This window comes from Streptomyces sp. NPDC023541 (assembly GCF_055559995.1).
Genome location: NZ_JBVHJO010000006.1, coordinates 136,410 through 154,962 on the forward strand (window position 1 = coordinate 136,410; position 18,553 = coordinate 154,962).

At 72.3% G+C, this 18,553-nt stretch carries 14 protein-coding genes, 1 tRNA gene and 2 pseudogenes; 9 read left to right on the plus strand and 8 right to left on the minus strand.

Features of this window, described 5'->3' with window-relative positions; genetic code table 11:
- The first annotated feature begins 21 nt into the window (after positions 1-21).
- Positions 22-459: a hypothetical protein gene (locus ACZ3X1_RS16990; protein WP_467280119.1), complete on the plus strand. Its 438-nt coding sequence runs from the start codon at positions 22-24 to the stop codon at positions 457-459.
- Here ACZ3X1_RS16990 and fdhD read toward each other — a convergent pair.
- The gene (fdhD, locus tag ACZ3X1_RS16995; RefSeq protein ID WP_356815404.1) at positions 449-1,276 is read right to left on the minus strand and encodes a formate dehydrogenase accessory sulfurtransferase FdhD; all 828 of its coding nucleotides are present in this window, start codon (positions 1,274-1,276) and stop codon (positions 449-451) included. The two genes, ACZ3X1_RS16990 and fdhD, sit on opposite strands and share 11 nt — an antisense overlap.
- 205 nt (positions 1,277-1,481) lie before the next feature.
- Here fdhD and ACZ3X1_RS17000 point away from each other — a divergent pair, with 205 nt between their 5' ends.
- Positions 1,482-2,423, plus strand: a complete 942-nt coding sequence (locus ACZ3X1_RS17000; protein ID WP_362630021.1) for a beta-ketoacyl-ACP synthase III — start codon at positions 1,482-1,484, stop codon at positions 2,421-2,423.
- Here ACZ3X1_RS17000 and ACZ3X1_RS17005 read toward each other — a convergent pair.
- Complete coding sequence (locus tag ACZ3X1_RS17005) at positions 2,410-3,591, minus strand: low temperature requirement protein A (RefSeq protein ID WP_356815406.1); 1,182 nt, start codon at positions 3,589-3,591, stop codon at positions 2,410-2,412. The genes ACZ3X1_RS17000 and ACZ3X1_RS17005 overlap by 14 nt on opposite strands.
- Positions 3,592-3,870: 279 nt before the next feature.
- On the opposite strand from ACZ3X1_RS17005, the gene ACZ3X1_RS17010 reads away from it, so the two are divergent.
- Positions 3,871-3,958, plus strand: a tRNA-Leu gene (locus ACZ3X1_RS17010).
- A gap of 402 nt (positions 3,959-4,360) precedes the next feature.
- Here the strand turns inward: ACZ3X1_RS17010 and ACZ3X1_RS17015 are convergent.
- Together ACZ3X1_RS17015 and ACZ3X1_RS17020 are read right to left on the minus strand one after the other, a co-directional pair.
- A pseudogene (locus ACZ3X1_RS17015) lies at positions 4,361-5,080 on the minus strand (IclR family transcriptional regulator domain-containing protein); the annotation flags it as partial.
- A 797-nt stretch (positions 5,081-5,877) separates the two neighbouring features.
- The gene (locus tag ACZ3X1_RS17020; protein WP_356811885.1) at positions 5,878-6,453 is read right to left on the minus strand and encodes an RNA polymerase sigma factor; all 576 of its coding nucleotides are present in this window, start codon (positions 6,451-6,453) and stop codon (positions 5,878-5,880) included.
- Between the two features lie 461 nt (positions 6,454-6,914).
- On the opposite strand from ACZ3X1_RS17020, the gene metG reads away from it, so the two are divergent.
- Positions 6,915-8,630, plus strand: a complete 1,716-nt coding sequence (gene metG / locus ACZ3X1_RS17025; protein WP_356811886.1) for a methionine--tRNA ligase — start codon at positions 6,915-6,917, stop codon at positions 8,628-8,630.
- A gap of 412 nt (positions 8,631-9,042) precedes the next feature.
- Here the strand turns inward: metG and ACZ3X1_RS17030 are convergent.
- A pseudogene (locus tag ACZ3X1_RS17030) lies at positions 9,043-9,299 on the minus strand (serine/threonine protein kinase); the annotation flags it as partial.
- A gap of 172 nt (positions 9,300-9,471) precedes the next feature.
- On the opposite strand from ACZ3X1_RS17030, the gene ACZ3X1_RS17035 reads away from it, so the two are divergent.
- Positions 9,472-10,071 carry a hypothetical protein gene (locus ACZ3X1_RS17035; RefSeq protein ID WP_467280121.1) on the plus strand — a complete coding sequence of 200 codons (600 nt, stop codon included), beginning with the start codon at positions 9,472-9,474 and terminating at the stop codon, positions 10,069-10,071.
- Between the two features lie 108 nt (positions 10,072-10,179).
- Entirely contained in the window at positions 10,180-10,956 is a 777-nt protein-coding gene (locus ACZ3X1_RS17040; protein WP_356811888.1) for a bestrophin-like domain, read from the plus strand.
- A gap of 114 nt (positions 10,957-11,070) precedes the next feature.
- Here ACZ3X1_RS17040 and ACZ3X1_RS17045 read toward each other — a convergent pair whose 3' ends face one another.
- From ACZ3X1_RS17045 to ACZ3X1_RS17055, 3 genes are all read right to left on the minus strand, one after another.
- Complete coding sequence (locus ACZ3X1_RS17045) at positions 11,071-12,240, minus strand: MAB_1171c family putative transporter (RefSeq protein ID WP_356811889.1); 1,170 nt, start codon at positions 12,238-12,240, stop codon at positions 11,071-11,073.
- Positions 12,237-12,794, minus strand: a complete 558-nt coding sequence (locus ACZ3X1_RS17050; protein ID WP_030030910.1) for a hypothetical protein — start codon at positions 12,792-12,794, stop codon at positions 12,237-12,239. Before ACZ3X1_RS17050 ends, ACZ3X1_RS17045 begins: the two co-directional genes overlap by 4 nt.
- A 64-nt stretch (positions 12,795-12,858) precedes the next feature.
- Positions 12,859-13,527, minus strand: a complete 669-nt coding sequence (locus tag ACZ3X1_RS17055) for a helix-turn-helix domain-containing protein (protein ID WP_030825642.1) — start codon at positions 13,525-13,527, stop codon at positions 12,859-12,861.
- A gap of 216 nt (positions 13,528-13,743) precedes the next feature.
- On the opposite strand from ACZ3X1_RS17055, the gene ACZ3X1_RS17060 reads away from it, so the two are divergent.
- From ACZ3X1_RS17060 to ACZ3X1_RS17070, 3 genes are all read left to right on the plus strand, one after another.
- Positions 13,744-14,736, plus strand: coding sequence for a helix-turn-helix domain-containing protein (locus tag ACZ3X1_RS17060; protein WP_362623361.1), 993 nt, complete (start codon positions 13,744-13,746; stop codon positions 14,734-14,736).
- A 207-nt stretch (positions 14,737-14,943) separates the two neighbouring features.
- Complete coding sequence (locus ACZ3X1_RS17065) at positions 14,944-16,299, plus strand: 6-phospho-beta-glucosidase (RefSeq protein ID WP_356811891.1); 1,356 nt, start codon at positions 14,944-14,946, stop codon at positions 16,297-16,299.
- 60 nt (positions 16,300-16,359) lie between these two features.
- The gene (locus ACZ3X1_RS17070; RefSeq protein ID WP_467280315.1) at positions 16,360-18,456 is read left to right on the plus strand and encodes an MDR family MFS transporter; all 2,097 of its coding nucleotides are present in this window, start codon (positions 16,360-16,362) and stop codon (positions 18,454-18,456) included.
- Positions 18,457-18,553: the final 97 nt, after the last annotated feature.

Genomic DNA, 18,553 nt, shown 5'->3' on the forward strand with positions numbered 1-18,553 from the left:
GGGCAGAACCTCGCCCGCGCGGTGCTCGTCCTGTTCGGCCTGCTGGTCATGGCCGTCGCCTGCTTTGCCGTCTCCGTCGAAGGCAGCGAACCCTCCGCGCCCCTGACGGCGGAAGACGTCATTGGCACGTGGCAGGGGGACCGCGGAGCCCGGCTCGTAGTGACAACCGACGGCCGGGCGCGCCTCACGGACGCCGCGGACTGGACGTGCAATCCGACCGGGCAGCCGGCCGCGGTCACCGCGGAGGGCAGCTGGATCATGGATCGGCATTCCGACGAGAGCCCGGGGACCCTGATCAAGTTCACCGTCGACGGGACACCCCCGGTACCGGGCTGCGCCGACTGGTTCACCGTCAACGGCACCGGCAAGGGAGGGACGACGGGAGACGGCAGCGACGTGTGGGCCAGGTTCCTCGGACACGGTGACAAGGAGCGGTACCGGCGGACCGCTACAGGGTGATCCGCTCCTCGCCCGCGTAGATGTTCATGTCCGGGCCCCGCAGGAAGCCGACCAGGGTCATGCCCGACTCCAGGGCCAGGTCCACCGCCAGCGAGGACGGGGCGGAGACCGCCGCCAGCACCGGTATGCCCGCCATCACGGCCTTCTGCGCGAGCTCGAAGGACGCCCGGCCCGACACCAGCAGGACCGCGCCCGTCAGCGGAAGCCGCCCCGACTGCAGTGCCCGACCGACGATCTTGTCCACCGCGTTGTGCCGGCCCACGTCCTCGCGCAGGTCGAGCAGTTCGCCCTGGGCCGTGAACAGCCCGGCCGCGTGCAGGCCGCCCGTACGGTCGAAGACCTTCTGGGCAGCGCGCAGCCGGTCCGGCAGACCGGCGAGGACCTCCGCGGGCACCCGTACCGGGTCGTCGGCGACCCCGGGGAAGCGGCTCGCCGTCCGGACCGCGTCCAGGCTGGCCTTCCCGCACAGACCGCACGACGAGGTGGTGTAGACGTTCCGCTCCAGCGTGATGTCCGGCACCGGGACGCCGGCGGCCAGCTGCACGTTGACGACGTTGTAGGTGTTCGACCCGTCCTCGGTCGCACCCTCGCAGTAGGTGACGGCCCGGACCTCCGACGCCGCGCCCAGTACCCCCTCGCTCACCAGGAAGCCCACCGCGAGGGCGAAATCGTCACCCGGCGTGCGCATCGTGATGGCCAGCGGCTTGCCGTTCAGCCGTATCTCCAGCGGCTCCTCGGCCACCAGTGTGTCCGGGCGGACACCCGCCGCGCCGTTCCGGATCCGGACGACGCGACGGCGCTCGGTGACCCGTCCCATGGTGATCAGCCCACCCCTTCTGTTTTCGCCGATGCCCGACGTACTCATTCTCACGGTTCCGCATCCGACCAGGTCCCGGGCAGGGAGCTCCTCGGGAAGCTCCAAAATCCGGGGCCGTAATCCTGTCGGGTCACACGCACCCGTACCCATCGGTAGCAGGCAAAGCTGGGTGATCCTGACTTCCGTACGAGGGGGGACCCCGCCCATGACCGGTTCACGCGTGGTGGCGCTAGGGCACTACCAGCCCGCGAAAGTGCTCACCAACGAGGACCTCGCGGCCATGGTCGACACCACCGACGAGTGGATCCGGTCCCGCGTCGGCATCCGCACCCGCCACGTCGCGGGCCCGGACGAGCCGGTGGACGAGCTGGCCTACCAGGCGGCCGGAAAGGCGCTGGCCGGCGCCGGCCTGACCCCCGACGACATCGACCTCGTCCTGGTCGCGACCTCCACCGCGATCGACCGTTCGCCCAACATGGCCGCGCGCGTCGCCGCCAAGCTGGGCATGGGCGGCAGCCCCGCCGTCATGGACATCAACGTCGTCTGCTCGGGCTTCACCCACGCCCTGGCCACGGCCGACCACGCCATACGGGCCGGCTCCGCCACCCGTGCGCTGGTCATCGGTGCCGACAAGATGACCGAGATCACCGACTGGGCCGACCGCACCACCTGCGTGCTCACCGGCGACGGTGCGGGCGCGGCCGTCGTCGAGGCCTGCCAGGAGCCCGGCATCGGCCCGGTGCTGTGGGGGTCGGTGCCGGAGATGGGCAACGCGGTCCGCATCGAGGGCTCGCCGCCGGTTTTCGCCCAGGAGGGCCAGTCCGTCTACCGATGGACCACCAGCCGGCTCCCGCCGCTCGCCCGCAAGGTGTGCGAGAAGGCCGGCGTCGCCCCGGAGGACCTGGCCGCGGTCGTCCTCCACCAGGCGAACCTGCGCATCATCGAGCCGCTCGCCGCCAGGATCGGCGCGGTCAACGCCGTCGTCGCCCGTGACGTCGTCGACTCCGGCAACACCTCCGCGGCCAGCATCCCCATGGCCCTGTCGAAGCTGGTCCAGCGGGGCGAGATCCCCTCGGGCGCCCCCGTCCTCCTCTTCGGCTTCGGCGGCAACCTCTCCTACGCCGGCCAGGTCATCAGCTGCCCGTGACGCTCTCCGTGGCCGCTCCCCGCGCCGGCGCGGCGGGGGAGCGGGCGCCCTCGGCGACCACCGCGCAGACCAGGACGACCGCCAGGGCCACCAGCTGGCCCGCTCCCGTCCAGCCGGTCCCCACCGCAACGGTGGCGAGCGCGAGCACCAGGGCCGTCGCGCGGTAGCGGGCCGGCCCGAGGCCCAGCACCGCCCGGAAGACCAGGTTCCCGGCCAGGTAGAGGGCGACCCCGCCGGCCAGCGCGACCGCCGGGCCGGTGTGCAGGTGCTCCCCGAGGTGCCCGATGGTCTTCTTCACTCCGGCCGCGAAGACGGCGATGCCCAGCAGCACCGGCAGGAACGCGTAGTAGTACGCGGCCATCGCCAGCTTGAAACGCCGCTCCGGCGGGGTGTGCGCGAAGACCTCCTCGGCCCGGCCCTCGTCCCGCACGAAGTACATCCACCACATCGCGGACGCGATCGTGAGCGCCAGGAACGCGCCGCCGGCGATGCCGGCGGACAGGGGCAGCGACCCCACCCCGATGCCGATCGCGATCACGGATTCGCCGAAGACGATGATCAGCAGCAGGCCGTGCCGCTCCACCAGGTGCGCCGCGTTCATCCCGCCGAGCTGGTCGCCGACCGTCTGCTCGGGCACCTCCGGTTCCGCCGCGGCGCCGCTCGCCGCGACCCGCTGTACGACCACCGGCGTCACGAACTGCAGCAGCAGCGCCAGCAGCCACAGTCCCCAGGCCGGCAGCCCGTCGAAGAACCCCGCGGCCGTCACCGCCAGCGCGCACAGCACGTTGGGCAACGCGAACCACAGCACCCCGCGGCCGTGCGCCTGCGTGAACAGCGCGCCGTGCACCAGCACCACCAGCAGATACCCCAGGCCGAAGGCGACACCGCCGGCCCCGAACGCGGTGGGCACGGCCAGCGCGCACACCATGAACGCGCCCATGGCCAGCATGAGCAGTACCCGCCTGGCGGTCCGGTCCGGCGGCACTTGATTGGTCAGGTGCGCGTAGCCGCCGTACATCCAGAACAGCACGGTGAAGATGAGCACGACCTGCCCCGCGCCCCTCGGGGTCAGGTCGTCCGCCAGCAGCACAGTCAACTGCGTGATGGTGAAGACGAAGACGAGGTCGAAGAACAGCTCCAGCGTGCTGACGCGGTGCTCGGTTTCCATGCGCGGCTCCCCCCGGATGTGTGCGCAGCCATCCGACCGTCCGGCGCCGCGGCTGTCCAGCCCGATACCGACATCCGCAAGCCCGACCGGGCCCGTCCGCCCCCTGCCGCGCGCGCCCCCGAGCGCGGCGAGACGGCCCGTCCTGCCGACTGCTCCGGGGCATGCCCGCAGGTCAGCCCGGCGTGGCGGACCACGGCCGGCCCGGATAAGTGGTCGGAGACCCGCCGATCCTTTGCTATTGTTGTCCATGTCGCCGCGGGAAACCGGGGCCGACCACCGGTCCGGGTGGCGGAATGGCAGACGCGCTAGCTTGAGGTGCTAGTGCCCTTTATCGGGCGTGGGGGTTCAAGTCCCCCCTCGGACACCAGCAAGAGCCCCACACATCGTGTGGGGCTCTTCGTGTTGCTCCGGCGAGTACCCCCGCTCACGTACCCAGGACCACCAGTCCTGTGGGGCGGGTCAGGCTGCCCGGGGTGACCGAGGTGAAGGTGTGCGGGAGGGACAGCCGGGGGGCCTCGCCGTCCGGGGCCGCGTCGAAGAGGTAGGCCGCGCCGGCCGTGGTGTCGCTGACCAGGTGCGGGCCCTGGGGCGCGGCCGCGGCCTCCGCGAGCGGGGTACGGAAGAGCTGCCGGAGGTGGCGCAGGGTCTCCGGGGTGACCGGCGCCCGCATCGGCTGGGGCTGGGCCGGGGGCCGGGGTTCGGGCCGGTCGGGCGCGCGGCCGGCCTCGACGGCGGGCGCGGCCGGGGGGTCCGGGGGCACGGCGCCGGTCAGGAGCAGGGCGAGGAGGACCGGTACGGCCTTGCGGCGCAGCGCCTCGGTCGCCGTACGCAGCCGGTGGGCGTGGGTCGCGGGCAGCGACAGCGCGAGACTGCCCGCGGCGCCGCCCATGGCGAGGGGAACGGCCGAGCAGACGACCCCGGGGGAGTATTCGAGCAGGTCGAAGACGGGGGCGCCGGGGGCCACCGCGTCCAGGGCCGTGAACAGGGCCCGGCTGTCGGTGATGGTCTGCGGGGTGAGGCGCGCGGGCCGGTGACGGGCCACGTGGTCGGCGCGGCGGTCGTGGTCGAGCTGCGTCAGCAGGCACTTGCCCACCGCGCTGGCGTGCGCCGCGTCCCGGAAGTCCACCCACTCCCGGACCGGCGGGGTCGCCGGCCCGGCCGCCATCTGCGTGATGTGGACCTCGCCCCCCGCGTACCGGCTGAGGTACACGGCAGCGCCCGCACTGTCCCGGGCCAGGGCCAGCGTGCGCTGGAGCTGCCCGGCCAGGCCGTGGCCGCCGGGGCCGGCGAGCCGGTCCAGGGCCGGGCCGCGCCCGTACACCCCCACCCCCAGCCGGTACGCGTACTCCTCCTCGCACAGCATCGCCAGGAGCGGCCGCAGTTGCGCCTCCGCGAGGCCCGACTCCCGTGCGATCTGGGCGGCCCGCACCCCCAGCGGATGCTGCTCCAGGACGCGTACGACGGCCAGTGCGCGGCGGGCCTCCGCCAGCGCCTCGCCCGGACCGCCCTGTACGACGGTCCCGCGGGCCGCGGCCGTCAGCGCGGGATGGCGCAGAGGCCCGGCGCCGGGCCGGGCCGCCGCCGTCGGCCCGACGACCGTGACGGGAGGCGGCGGCAGGAACGCGCCCAGCGCACGCGAGAGCCCGGCCCGCGGCAGCGGCACCGGGCCCAGGTCGGGGTCCTCGCGCAGGTCGACGTAGCGCAGGACGGCGGCCTGCGCGCACAGCCGGACCTCGCGCAGGTCCCGTCGGCCGCCCGGCCTGAAGCCGCGGCGGCCCAGCTCGCACGCCCAGTGCCGGGCGTCGTGGTGCTCGCCGCGTCGGGAGTGGTCGAGGAAGAGGCAGTAGGCGGCCGTGGCGGCCTTCGCACTTCCGGACGCGGCGGCGAACTGCCACCAGAACCGGGCGCCTTCGCGCATCCCGGCGAGGTGGAGCAGGCAGCCGAAGACGACGGCGCCGGACAGGTCGGTGCGCATGCCGGTGAAGGAGTCCAGGTGCGACGCTGCATCGGGTTCGCACACGGAGGCCAGGCAGAGCGCCTTGAGGTCGCGACGGGCCCGCTCGGCGTCGAGCGGACGGTCCCGGTCCGGGTCGCTCCAGCCGGGGGTCGCGCGGCGCCGGGCGCGGTGCGGGACGGACGGGTGCGGGGTGGCGCGCAGCAGCCGGGCCTCGGCCGCGCCGAGGTCGTAGTGGCGGTAGCGGTCGCGGACGCCCGCCCGGGCGAGGAACTCGGCCAGTGAGCGGGGCGCCGGGTCGCCGTCCGGCCGCTCGAGCCGATCGCGGCGCCTCATGAGCCGGCTGGTTCGGTCGGATCGGCTGCTTCGGCCGGTTCAGACGGATCGGCGGACGTGTCGAGCAGCCGGGCGAGGCGCCGGTGGGCCTGGCCGAGGTAGGAGCGGACCGTGGCCTCGTCCACGCCCATCACGGAGGCCGCCTCACCGGGGGTGCACTGCAGGCCGTACCGAAGGAGCACGGCGTCGCGCTGGCGCTCGGCGAGCCGGGAGACGGCGGAGTAGAAGCGGATGGTGTCGGTCAGCACCTCGTACTGGTCGGTGTGCGCCTCCTTCAGCGCCGCCTCGAAGGCGCTGATGTCCATCGGCTCGGGCTCCTGCTGCCAGGGGTGGCGCCGGTGCTGCCGGTCGACCAGGCAGTGCTTGAGCACGGTCCACGCGTAGGCGTCCAGGCGGTCCATGTGGAGCATGCGCAGCCAGTCGCCCATGATCGAGTCGAAGGTGGCGTCCACGGCCTCCTCGGCCGCCGTGTCCGAGCCCAGCTGCAGATACGCGAAGCGCATGTACGCGGGGCGCCGGTTGGCGTGGAAGGCCCAGTACGACAGGCGTGCCGCCGGGTCCCACTGGCTCATGGGAGTCGGCCGCCGACGCCGGCTCGGCAGTCCCACGGCCCCACCGGACTCCTCCGGTCCGCCATCGCTCACCGTTCCACCTCCGCTCCACCTCGTCCCCTGGTGCGTGCAAGCAGGAAAGCAGCGCGGGCGCACTCGGGGGGCGCAGAGAAGAAACCTGGGAAGCAATGCGTCGCTGATGATCGAACCGTGATCGGTCTCGATCACACAGGCCTCCAGCCAGCACGTATGCATATGCCCCCTGCCGGTGCCGCCGTACCGCGGGTCAGGCGGGTCACCGACCCGCTGTACCATGGGCCCGATCGCGAGGGCCGTGACGGAGAGGTCACTGTCCTCGCTTTTGCGTTATGCCCACCGAGAACAAATGCGGCGCGTGGCCGATCGGCGGTTCGATACGATGAACCGCACTCACAGTCCGTGACGTCACGTCGTACCGCACATAGGAAATGGAGCATCCGAGGATGGCTCGACACCTGATCACCAGCGCGCTTCCGTACATCAACGGGATCAAGCACCTGGGCAACATGGTCGGGTCGATGCTTCCGGCGGATGTGTACTCCCGGTACCTCCGCCAGCGCGGCCACGACGTCCTCTACATCTGCGCCACCGACGAGCACGGCACCCCCGCCGAGCTCGCCGCCAAGGAGAACGGCGTCCCGGTCGCCGAATTCTGCGCGCAGGCCCACGACGCCCAGAAGGCGGTCTACGACGGCTTCGAGCTGTCCTTCGACTACTTCGGCCGCAGCTCCTCGCCGCAGAACGCCGAGATCACCCAGCACTTCGCGCGCAAGCTCCAGGAGAACGGCTTCATCGAGGAGCGCGCGATCCGGCAGGTCTACTCGCCCGCCGACGGCCGCTTCCTGCCGGACCGCTACGTCGAGGGCACCTGCCCGCACTGCGGCTACGACAAGGCCCGCGGCGACCAGTGCGAGAACTGCACCCGCGTCCTGGACCCCACGGACCTGATCGAGCCGCGCTCGGCCATCTCCGGCTCCACCGAGCTGGAAGTCCGCGAGACCAAGCACCTCTTCCTTCTGCAGTCCAAGCTCCAGCACGAGGTCGAGGCCTGGGTCGCCGAGCACGAGGAGGAGTGGCCGCAGCTGGCCTCCTCGATCGCCCGCAAGTGGCTGACCGAGGGCCTCCACGACCGCGCCATCACCCGTGACCTCGACTGGGGCGTCCCGGTCCCGGCCGACACCTGGCCCGACCTGGCGGCCGAGGGCAAGGTCTTCTACGTCTGGTTCGACGCCCCGATCGAGTACATCGCCTCGACCAAGGAGTGGGCGGACGCCGACCCGGCGAACCGCGACTACAAGTCCTGGTGGTACGAGGCCGAGGACGTCCGCTACACCCAGTTCATGGCCAAGGACAACGTCCCGTTCCACACGGTGATGTTCCCCGCCACCGAGCTGGGCACCCGCGAGCCGTGGAAGAAGGTCGACTACGTCAAGGCCTTCAACTGGCTGACGTACTACGGCGGCAAGTTCTCCACCTCGCAGAAGCGCGGCGTCTTCACCGACCAGGCTCTGGAGATCCTCCCGGCCGACTTCTGGCGCTACTTCCTCATCGCCAACGCCCCCGAGTCCGACGACTCGTCCTTCACGTGGGAGCACTTCGCCGCCACGGTCAACAAGGACCTCGGCGGAACCCTCGGCAACTTCGTCAACCGCGTGCTGACCTTCTCCCGCAAGAAGTTCGGCGACGAGGTCCCGGCCGGCAGCCCCGCGGGAGAGCCCGAGGCGAAGCTCGGCGAGCAGATCGCCGAGCTGCTGGCCGAGTACGAGGGCCACATGGAGACCCTCCAGTACCGCAAGGCCGCGGCCGCGCTGCGCGCGCTGTGGTCCGCCGGCAACGCCTACCTGGACGAGAAGGCCCCCTGGCTGGAGGTCAAGACCGACCTGGACGGCGCCGCGCTCACCCTGCGCACCGCGATGAACCTCATCCACCTCTACTCGGTGGTCTCCGAGCCGTTCATCCCGGCCTCGGCGCGCGCCATGCGCTCGGCGTTCGCGCTCGCCGACGACACGGCGACGTGGGTGACCCCGGAGCAGGCCAAGGCCCTGGACGCGGTCCCGGCCGGAACCCCGTTCACCGTCCCGCCGGTGCTCTTCGCCCGGGTCACCGAGGAGGACCTGGAATCCTACCGCGAGCGTTTCGGTGGCACCGAGGCGGGCTGACACCCGTCCGACCGAAGGGGCGCGCCCACCGGGCCGCGCCCCTTCGGCGTGTCCGCGGACGGGCGTTCAGCCTCCGTTGCGGGTGACGGTGGCGACGGCCGTGTCGAAGTGGGCGCGGGCTTCGGCGGTCCGTCCGACCGGGGCGCAGACCCAGACGTCGTAGAGCCGGCGCCTTCCTCCCAGCAGAAGTCGCGGGTGTGCCGGGGCCCTCGGCCGTGGAGAAGCCGTTCCAGGTGAACAGCCAGACGGCCGCCGCGTGGCCGTTGCGCGTGCTCGTCGCGACCTCGGCGTCACGGTAACCGGGGTTGGTCGTCGCCCCCTGGGAGCGGGAGCGCCGGTGCACGGCGAGGGGGCCGCCCGGCTCGGTGTCCGACACCTTGAGGCCGATGCGGAAGCTTTCGGCGGGCGAGGTGACGAGGCAGGGGCGTTCGCAGTCCTCGACGACGCCGTGCACCACGATGATGTGGGGCTGCTTGAGCTGCGCGGCCGCGCGGGCCTCGCGCAGGGTGCGCTCGCGCTGGAGCCGGGCCTCGTCCGGCGACAGGGCCGCGTCGGGCACCATTTCCTGACGGCGACGGAGCGGCCGAGCAGCTGGTCCGTGGCCCGCCACACGACACCCGTGCCGCCGCGCCCGAGCCTGGCATCCAGTCGACAACGCCCCGCGATCAGGCGGGCGTTCTCCCCTCGGTCAGCATGGCGCAATCAAGCCGCATCGCCATCCGGCGCGTGGGCCCGCGCACGGCGGCGTGATCTCCACCGGTCCGCCGCGTGTCGAAGCCGGGCCTTGATCGTTTCTTCAGATGTAGCTCTCATGTCTGCTGGGGAATCGGGAGGACGCGCGGTGACCGCTTGGCAGTACTTCGCCGGGGCGGGGCTGGTGGCTGCGCTCTGTCCGCTCCACGGCCATGTGGCGGTCGCGGCCGACGGCCACGGCCGCGGGGCGCGCGTCGACCTGTGCGTGCCGGCCGGCCAGCCGAAGCGGCCCCACGTACCGCCAGCCGGCCGGCCCTCGGTGCGGGTCGGCGTGCCCGGCGCCGACGGGCCGACGGTGCGCCACCCCGGGCGGATCCCCGAGCCCGCCGCCGGGGTGCGGCCCGGGCGGCCCGCGGTGCCGGGGCTGCCCGGGCCGGCGGAGCCGCCGACTGCCGCGGATCCAGCCGGGCCTTCGGCGGAGGCCGCGGCCGCGCGGGCGGAGCCGCTGCCGCCCGCGCCGGGTCCGCAGGGGGCTTCGGGGCCGGCTCCGGCCGAAGCGCCCGCCCCGCCCCGGCCCAGGGCCGCCGCCGCGCCCGTGAGCGCCTTCCACGTGCGCCCGTACCGCTCTGTCGCCCTGCAGCGGCGCGGCCCGGGCGGGATGTCCACGGTGATGCTCATGGTCGTCGTCACCACGCCGGCCGTTCTGGCCGCCGCCGCGCTGCGCCCCCGGGGCAAGGGCCGCGGCTGACCGCCGACCCCCGTCGTCCACCGCTCCGTCCGTCCGCCGATGAGTCCGCCCGTCGATGAGTCCGCCCACCGCCCCGTCCGCCCACCGATCCACACCGGGAGAATCCACGTGTCCGAATGGCTGGTCCTGGCCATTGCCATGGTGCTCGTCTGCGCCCTCGTCCTCGCCTTCACGGCGATCCGGCACCGCCGGGCCGCCGCCGACGAGGACACCAGCGAAACCCCTGATGTCATCGAGTACATGACGATGATGGTGGGCGTGGTCTACGCGATCGTGCTGGGCCTGGCCATCGCGGGCGTATGGGAGGCGCGCGGCGCCGCCGAGGACAGCGTGCGCCGGGAGGCCCAGGCACTGTACGAGGTCACCCAGCGCGCCGACGTCTACCCGGCCGCGGTCCGCGACCGGATCCGCGGCGAGGTGGACGCGTACGTCAACCACACCGTCGCCGTGGACTGGCCGCTGCTGGCCTCCGGCGAGAGCGCGTCGGCCGAGGGCGGCGAGCTGCTCGGCAAGCTCCGTACCTCCGTCACCCACCAGAGCCCGGCCACCGAGCTGCAGGCGCAGGCCTACCAGCCGCTGCTGGACCACATCGCGGCCGCCGACGAGGCCCGCCACTCGCGCACCCAGAGTTCCGAGTCGACGCTGCCGGGTGTGGTGTGGTTCGGGCTGCTGGTCGGCGGGGTGGTCACCGTCGGACTGATCTTCACACTGCAGATCCGGCGCTCCGGGCGGGAACTGCTGCTGGCGGGGCTCTTCAGCGCGCTGATCGTGTTCCTGCTGTTCATGGTGTGGAGCTTCGACGCGCCGTACGGGCGGGACGGGATGGACTCGGCCGGACCGTTCCAGGAGCTGTTCCCGAAGACCGCGGCGGCCGCGGCCCGCTGATCGGGCCGGCGGCCGGGTGGTGGCCGGTGCCCTTCCCCGTCGGGGCCCCGGCCGGCATCCCCTGGGGAGTGCCGTCAAAGTCCCGCCTGCCGGGCGGGACTTTGACGACTCGGCCTAGACCGTGGCGTGCCGCCGGGCCGCCTGTACCACCGGCGAACGCCGCAGGGCGTCGGAGATCCGCAGCAGATCGCGCGGCCCGTCGGAGGCGGCGGGCAGGGTCTCCTCGTCCTCGCCGATGATCTTTCCCTCCGGGTCCGCCGAGCGGGCCCGTACGGCGGCCGCGACCATGGCCGCGTCGGCGACGGCGCGGGCGGTCTCCTCGTCGGCGCCGTCGGCGACGGCGGTGTCGTAGGCGTCGTCGCGCAGGCCCTTGTCGAAGTAGGGGCCGAGGTGCAAGAACCCGTCGTGGATGTCGGACTCCCGCTGGATCACGCGCAGTTCCCCGGCCGTCCACCAGGCCATCTGCACGGAGGGCGTCCCGACGGGGGCGGAGATCTGCACCTCCTGCCACAGCGGGCCGAGCCGGCGGTAAGTCGCCCAGGTCTGCCAGTGGTCCGAGAGCCGCTGGCAGACGAGCGGCACCACGAAGCCCATCGCGCTGATCAGCGCGCCCAGGGAGGCGAGCGGCGGGGCCACGTAGGTGCTCAGGCCGTCCAGGTCGTGGCCGAGCCAGCGGGCGACGACGGCGGTCATCTTCGTGGCGTCGTAGCCGAGGTTGAACAGGTAGCCGGCGACGATGATCATCAGCCCGATCCGCAGCCAGCCGCGCACCTGGAGCGACCAGCGCCAGCACAGGACCACCATCACCACCGCCGCCACGTGGTGCGCCAGCAGGTAGAGGGCGATCATGTGGCCGACGTAGGGGGTGTTCGCGTAGAAGGTGTCGAAGTCCCGCAGGCGTTCCTCGGGGGTCTCACCGAGGGCGAACAACACGACGAGGGCCACGATCACGATGCTGTAGCCGAGGATCCAGCGGCGCGAGACGCGCTTGGTCCGCTCGGCCGGCCCGCCCCGCCAGTTGACCATCAGAACCAGGCAGGAGGCGCTGAAGGCGGTGATCAGGCAGTACACCAGCGGGGCGGAGAAGTTGACGACCCCGGTCCAGCGGTTGACCGCCGCGATGGTGGGCGGAGCGGCGAAGGAGAACACCGCTCCCGCCAGGGCCAGCAGGGCGACGACCGAGCGCAGGAGCGGGTCGCGCCAGTTGTGCCGCAGGGCCGGCAGCTTGAAGGCGAGGGAGATCGCCATCGCCGCTGCCGGGATGTAGTAGTCCTCACCGGTCAACGGTCGTTCCTCAGTCCCCGGTAGCCGAGCGAGGCCTCGATCCGGCCCGCCAGGTCATCGCGCTGGACGGGGGCCCGATGGCCCGCCGACCCGGCCAGCCAGTTCCGGCAGCGGCTGCCCAGCAGTAAACCGAAGGTCTCGGCCTCGGTCTCCTCCTGGACGTCGGCACGCGTACGCGCGGCGACGCGGCGGACCGTCTCGCCGATGTCGGCCTCGTCGGACAGCAGCCGCGCGGCGACGGCGGCGCCGTCGACGTGGTGGCTGCAGTGGCCGGCCTTCATGTGCCACAGCTCGTGGCCCAGGATGACCAGTTGGTGATCGGGTGCGGTGCGCTCCTCGATGACCACGAGATCGCGGTCCGCCATGTCGAGCCACAGACCGCTGGCCGTCCGGGGCGGGAAGGAGGCCATCCGGAAGTCGACCCGTCGGCCGCGGTGTCTGCTCATGCCCTCACAGAGGGCAGCGTAGAGGTCCACGGGTTCCACGGGGGCGGTCAGCCGGATGCCGGCCACCAGCTCCCCGCACAACCGCCGCTGCTCTCTGCCTATGCTCACCGTTCTCCCCGTCGGCGCGGATCCGGATCAGGACTCAAGGATCAGACCCAGACTTTCGACTGGGTCAGGACTCGTTCGGTTTTACGCTTTCGAGGAGCATGTCCAGCCATTCGGTCACCTTGTCCCGGTGCTTGTCGCTGGGCAGTTGGGCAGCGCGCCAGGCGATACCCCGTACACCATGGTTCTGCAGGAGTCTTGCCAGCGGATCGCCCGCCGATGCGGCCGAGGCCGGTACGGTTTCCCGCGCGCGCCCCGCGTAGTCCTGGAGCAGCTGCTGTTCGGTCCGCTGGAGCGCGTCGGTGAGGGCGTCGGCGTCGTGGGCCGTGAGGAACCCGGCGTGCACCCCGAAGAAGCGCTGGATCGCGTCGCAATGCTCCATGGTGGGGCGGCGATCACCGTTGATCAGGGCCCCCGCCTGCTGCCTCGACATGCCGGCGCCGTCGGCGATCTCCTGTTGCGTGTAGCGTCGGCCGTTCGCCTTGACGCGGGTGCGCCGGAGCAGGTCGAGGCGCTGCAGGAAGCGGGCCTGGAGGTCGGGTTCGCCGGCCGGCCTGCCTTCGAGCAGCGTCTTCACCACATCCGTGGGCACGCCCGAAGCCTCCGAGAGGCGTCGCAGGTCGAAGACCTGGTTCAGCTCGCGGCCCATCTTGCCCGCGAGTTCGGCGACGCGGGTGATGGTCGCGGCCAGGGGTGCGTCGGCCACCGCGACGGGAGCCGGGAAGCCGTCTGTCACCAGTGGTTCTCCTAGATCGCGCGAAGTCGGTACGGCACATGGTCGGCTTCTGGAATCTAGCCGCTCTCGCGCGGAAGGGCTAGAACGTGCCACAGCTGTGGCGGGAATGAGCTGTCAAGAGGCTGGAATTGCCACAATAGTTGACACTCGAATGAAGTCGGTAGCAGGATCGCCACACGGAAATGAAGATCCAGACCGGAGGAGGGGGAGCTCTCAGTGCCACATCTCGCAGCGGTGGGCCCGTCCGATGGCCTCGCCCGAGCCGGTGAGGAACGCCTGGCGGGCGAGGAGTCCGCGCGCGGCGCCGTACGGTCGGAGCGACGCAAGGAGATTTTGCGCCAGCGCCGCGAAGAGCTGGGGCTGAGCCAGGAGGACCTCGCCGCCCGGCTGCGCATCAGCGTGCGTGCGTACGGCAACTGGGAACGCGGCCTGGTGAAGGAGTGGACGGACCGCAAGCTCCTCGCCCTGGCCGAAGCCCTGGAGATGAGCGAGCGGCAGTGCTTCTGGCTCTTCCGCGTCATGGTCGACCGCGACCCGCCGCCCACGTGGCGGGCCTCCGACGAGAACCGGCTCCCCGAGGACCCGGCGCAGCGCGACTACCTGTGCGACTACGCGGCCCTCATGGAAGCCGTGCCCTACCCGAGCTTCCTGGTGGACCACCGGTGGGACGTCGCCCTCACCAATTCCGCCTTCGACCAGCTCTTCCAGTCCGTACGGCCCCACCCGACGGCCCTGCCGGACGACAACTTCCTGCGCTTCGCGCTGTTCCACCCGGACGCCGCGGCCGTGCTGGAGGACCACGAACCGGCCTGGTGCGTACCGCTGCTCGCCCAGTTCGCGGCGGCGCTCGCCGAAGCCCCGGAGGACGAGGGGCTGTGCAGCATCCGCCAGGAGGTGGCCCGTGACCCGTTCATGGAGGCGGCCTACCGCTACGGCGTCCCCCACTGGCTGAGCAAGCGCGGGCCGGAGGCCGCCGAGCAGGACGGGGCGGTGCGCACCGTGCGCCATCCCGACCCGCGGTGGGGCCTGGTGCGCTGCCGGATGGTGGCCGAGACCAGCCGCATGCTGGACGAGATGGGGCTGACCCGGATCACCCTCATCCTGTCCGGGCCGCAGGGCGTGCCGACGGGCCCCGGACGGGGTGGCGCGGCCGTCACCTACCCGCCGCAGGGCGCCAGGCTGCGCGCCGTGCCGTCGCTGGGCGACTGACCGGCCGGGGCAGACTGGTTCCTGCGGGCGGAAGCAGCCGCCGGCCGGGATCCGTGTCGCCGATCGTGACACGGGCCGTGTCACCGATCGTGGCACTGGCGCCGGCGGGAGCGCGGGTGGTGGTACGGGTTACGGGTACTGCCGCCGGTACGGGCATCCGCACCGGCACCGGCACCGGAATCTGCACTGGCGAAGGGCGGTAGGGGCGTGCGGCTGACGATCCTCGGCGGAGGCGGCTTCCGGGTACCGCTCGTCTACGGAGCACTGCTCGGGGACCACGCCGAGGGGCGGGTGTCCCATGTGACGCTCTACGACGAGGATCCCGCGCGGCTCGCCGCCATGACCCGCGTCCTCGCCGACCTGGCCGCGGCCGCAGCGGTGCCCGACGCCCCGGCCGTCACGGCCGCCCGGGACCTCGACGAGGCCCTGAGGGGGGCCGACTTCGTCTTTTCCGCCATTCGGGTCGGCGGCCTCGACGGGCGCGCCGCGGACGAGCGCGTCGCCCTGGCCGAGGGGGTGCTGGGCCAGGAGACGGTGGGCGCGGGCGGGGTCGCGTACGGACTGCGGACCGTTCCGGTGGCCCGTGCGATCGCCCGCAGGATCGCCCGCGTGGCCCCCGAGGCCTGGGTCATCAACTTCACCAATCCGGCCGGCCTGGTCACCGAGGCCATGGCCGAGGAGCTCGGCGACCGGGTGATCGGCATCTGCGACTCGCCGGTCGGCCTCGGCCGGCGCATCGCCCGGCTGCTCGGAGCCCGCCCCGAAGAGGCCTGGATCGACTACGTGGGCCTCAACCACCTCGGCTGGGTACGCGGCCTGCGCATCGGCGGCCGGGACGAGCTGCCGCGGCTGCTGGCCGACACCAAGGCGCTGGAGTCCTTCGAGGAGGGCCGCCTCTTCGGCGCCGAGTGGCTGCGCTCGCTCGGCGCGATCCCCAACGAGTACCTCCACTACTACTACTTCAACCGTGACACCGTACGGGCGTACCAGGAGGCAGGGCAGACCCGCGGGGCCTTCCTGCGCGACCAGCAGCGCGGCTTCTACGCCGAGGCCGGCCGGGCCGGGCTGCCCGCCGGGGCGGCCCTGGCCGCCTGGGACCGGACCCGGGCCGAGCGCGAAGCCACGTACATGGCCGAGAACCGCGAGGCGGCCGGAGTGGGCGAGCGCGACGAGAGCGACCTGGAGTCCGGCGGCTACGAGAAGGTGGCCCTGGCACTGATGCGCGCCATCGCCCGGGACGAGCGGGCCACGCTGATCCTGAACGTCCGCAACGGCTCGACGCTCTCCGTCCTGGACGCCGCGGCGGTCATCGAGGTGCCCTGTCTGGTGGACGCGAACGGCGCCCACCCCGTGGGCGTCGAGCAGCTGCCGCTGCACGCGGTGGGGCTGGTGACGGCCGTCAAGGCCGTGGAGCGGGAGATCCTGGCGGCGGCCGCGAGCGGTTCGCGGGCGGACGCCGTGAAGGCCTTCGCGCTCCACCCGCTGGTCGACTCCGTGGCGGTGGCCCGGCGGCTGCTGGACGGCTACGCGCAGGCCCATCCGGGCCTGGCCCACCTGCGCTGATCCGCCCCGCCGGTCGCCGCGGCGGGCGCGGTGCGGGTCCCTCCGACGGCCCAGCGCCGCATGCGGCGCGGCGGGCGGCCTGTGAGAGTGCGAGATGTGACCACTGCCCCCGCCGCAGTCGCGACGCCTCCCGTGCTCGACCGGCGGCGGCGCAACGTCATCTTCGGCACCATCATGCTGGGCGTGCTGTTGGCGGCACTCGACCAGACGATCGTCGGAACGGCCCTGCCCACGATCGTGGGGGACCTGGGCGGCGGCGACCACATGTCGTGGGTGGTGACGTCCTACCTGCTCGCGGAGACGGTGGCGACGGTCCTGGTCGGCAAGTTCGGTGACCTCTTCGGCCGGAAACTGGTCTTCCAGACCTCCGCCATCGTCTTCATCAGCGGCTCCTTCCTGTGCGGCCTGTCCAGCAACATGACGTTCCTGATCGTGTGGCGCGGCGTCCAGGGCGTCGGGGCCGGCGGCCTGATGGTCACCGCGATGGCCCTGATCGCCGACGTCGTGCCGCTGCGTGAACGCGGCAAGTACCAGGGCATGATCGGCGCAGTGTTCGGCGTCGCCACCGTCATCGGGCCGCTGCTCGGCGGCTTCTTCACCGACCAGCTGACCTGGCGGTGGTGCTTCTACGTCAACGTCCCGATCGCCATCCTGGTGGTCGTGGCGGCCGCCAGGACGATCCCGGTGGTACGCGCCTCGGGCAAGCCGGTCATCGACTACCTGGGCATCGCCCTGGTGGCGATCGGTTCCAGCGCCCTGATCCTGGCCACGAGCTGGGGCGGCAACGAGTACGCCTGGACCTCGCCCGTGATCATCGGCCTGTTCGCGGGCGGTGCGGTCGCGCTGGCGCTGTTCTGCCTGGCCGAGACGCGCGCCGTCGAGCCGACGATCCCGATGCGGCTCTTCCGCAACCCGGTCTTCGCCGTGTGCTCCGTGCTGAGCTTCGTCGTCGGGTTCGCGATGCTCGGCGCGATGACGTTCCTGCCGACCTACCTCCAGTACGTCGACGGGGACTCGGCCACGATCTCGGGCGTCCGGACCCTGCCCATGGTCTTCGGGCTGCTGCTCGCCTCCGTCTTCAGCGGCAACGTCGTCAGCAGGACCGGCCAGTACCGGATCTTCCCGATCGTCGGCAACGCGGTCATGGGCGTCGGCCTGTACCTGCTGTCGCGGATGCATCCGGGGACCAGCACCCTGCTGGAGTCGCTCTACATGTTCGTGCTCGGTGTCGGCATCGGCCTGTCCATGCAGGTGCTGACGATCGCCGTGCAGAACACCGTCGACTACGCCGACCTCGGCACGGCCACCTCCGGGGTCACCTTCTTCCGTACGCTGGGCAGCGCCTTCGGGACGGCGGTCTTCGGCACGATCTACGCCAACCACCTGGGGCCGTCGCTGGAAGCGGCGGTCGCGCAGGCGGCGACGGCCACCGGTCAGGACCCGGCGGCCCTGGCCGAGGCCGCCTCGACCCCGCAGGGAGTGCACCGGCTCGATCCGGCCGCCGCGACACCGGTCATCGAGGCGTACGCGGAAGCCCTGCACACGGTGTTCCTGTGGACCGTGCCGGTGGCGGTGTTCGGGTTCGTCGTGGCGCTCTTCCTCAAGCAGGTCAAACTGCGCGACAGCGCCCGGGCAGGCTCCACCGACATGGGCGACGGCTTCGGCTCGCCGGCCACGGCCTCCGGGGACTCGGCCAAGCTGCTTGAGCTGGCGGTCGGCAAGCTCGTACGGAACATGGGGGCGGACACGGCGCGGGCGATCGTCGAATCCTCCGACACCCGGCTTGACATCGCGGGCGCGTGGACGGTGATGCAGGTGGAGCTGATGACCAGGACGATCGGCTACTCCACCATCGGCCTGGTCGCCGGGCGGCGTTCGCTCCCGCCGGAGGTACTGCTCCCGGTGTTCGACCGGATGGTGGAGGAGGGCTTCCTCTCCCGGGAGGGCGCCTTCTTCAGCCTCACGGCTGCCGGGCAGCGGGAGGCCGACGTCATCTCGGCGGCGTGGGCCCGGTGGCTCGGCGACCGGCTGGAGAAGGACCGGGGCCGGCCGCGCAGCGCCGAACTGCGGGTCGCGGCGGACGCGATCGCCAAGCGACTGCTGGCCGAGGACCTGGGCGAGGGCAACTTCGCACCGAAGGTGGCCGTGCGGCACTGAGGGCTGTCCGGCGGTTGCCTTGTCGATCACGCTGGTCGGTGTGGAACTCCGGGTGGTCTCCCCTCGTCCTTCCCTTCGAGACGCAGGAGGACCTGGG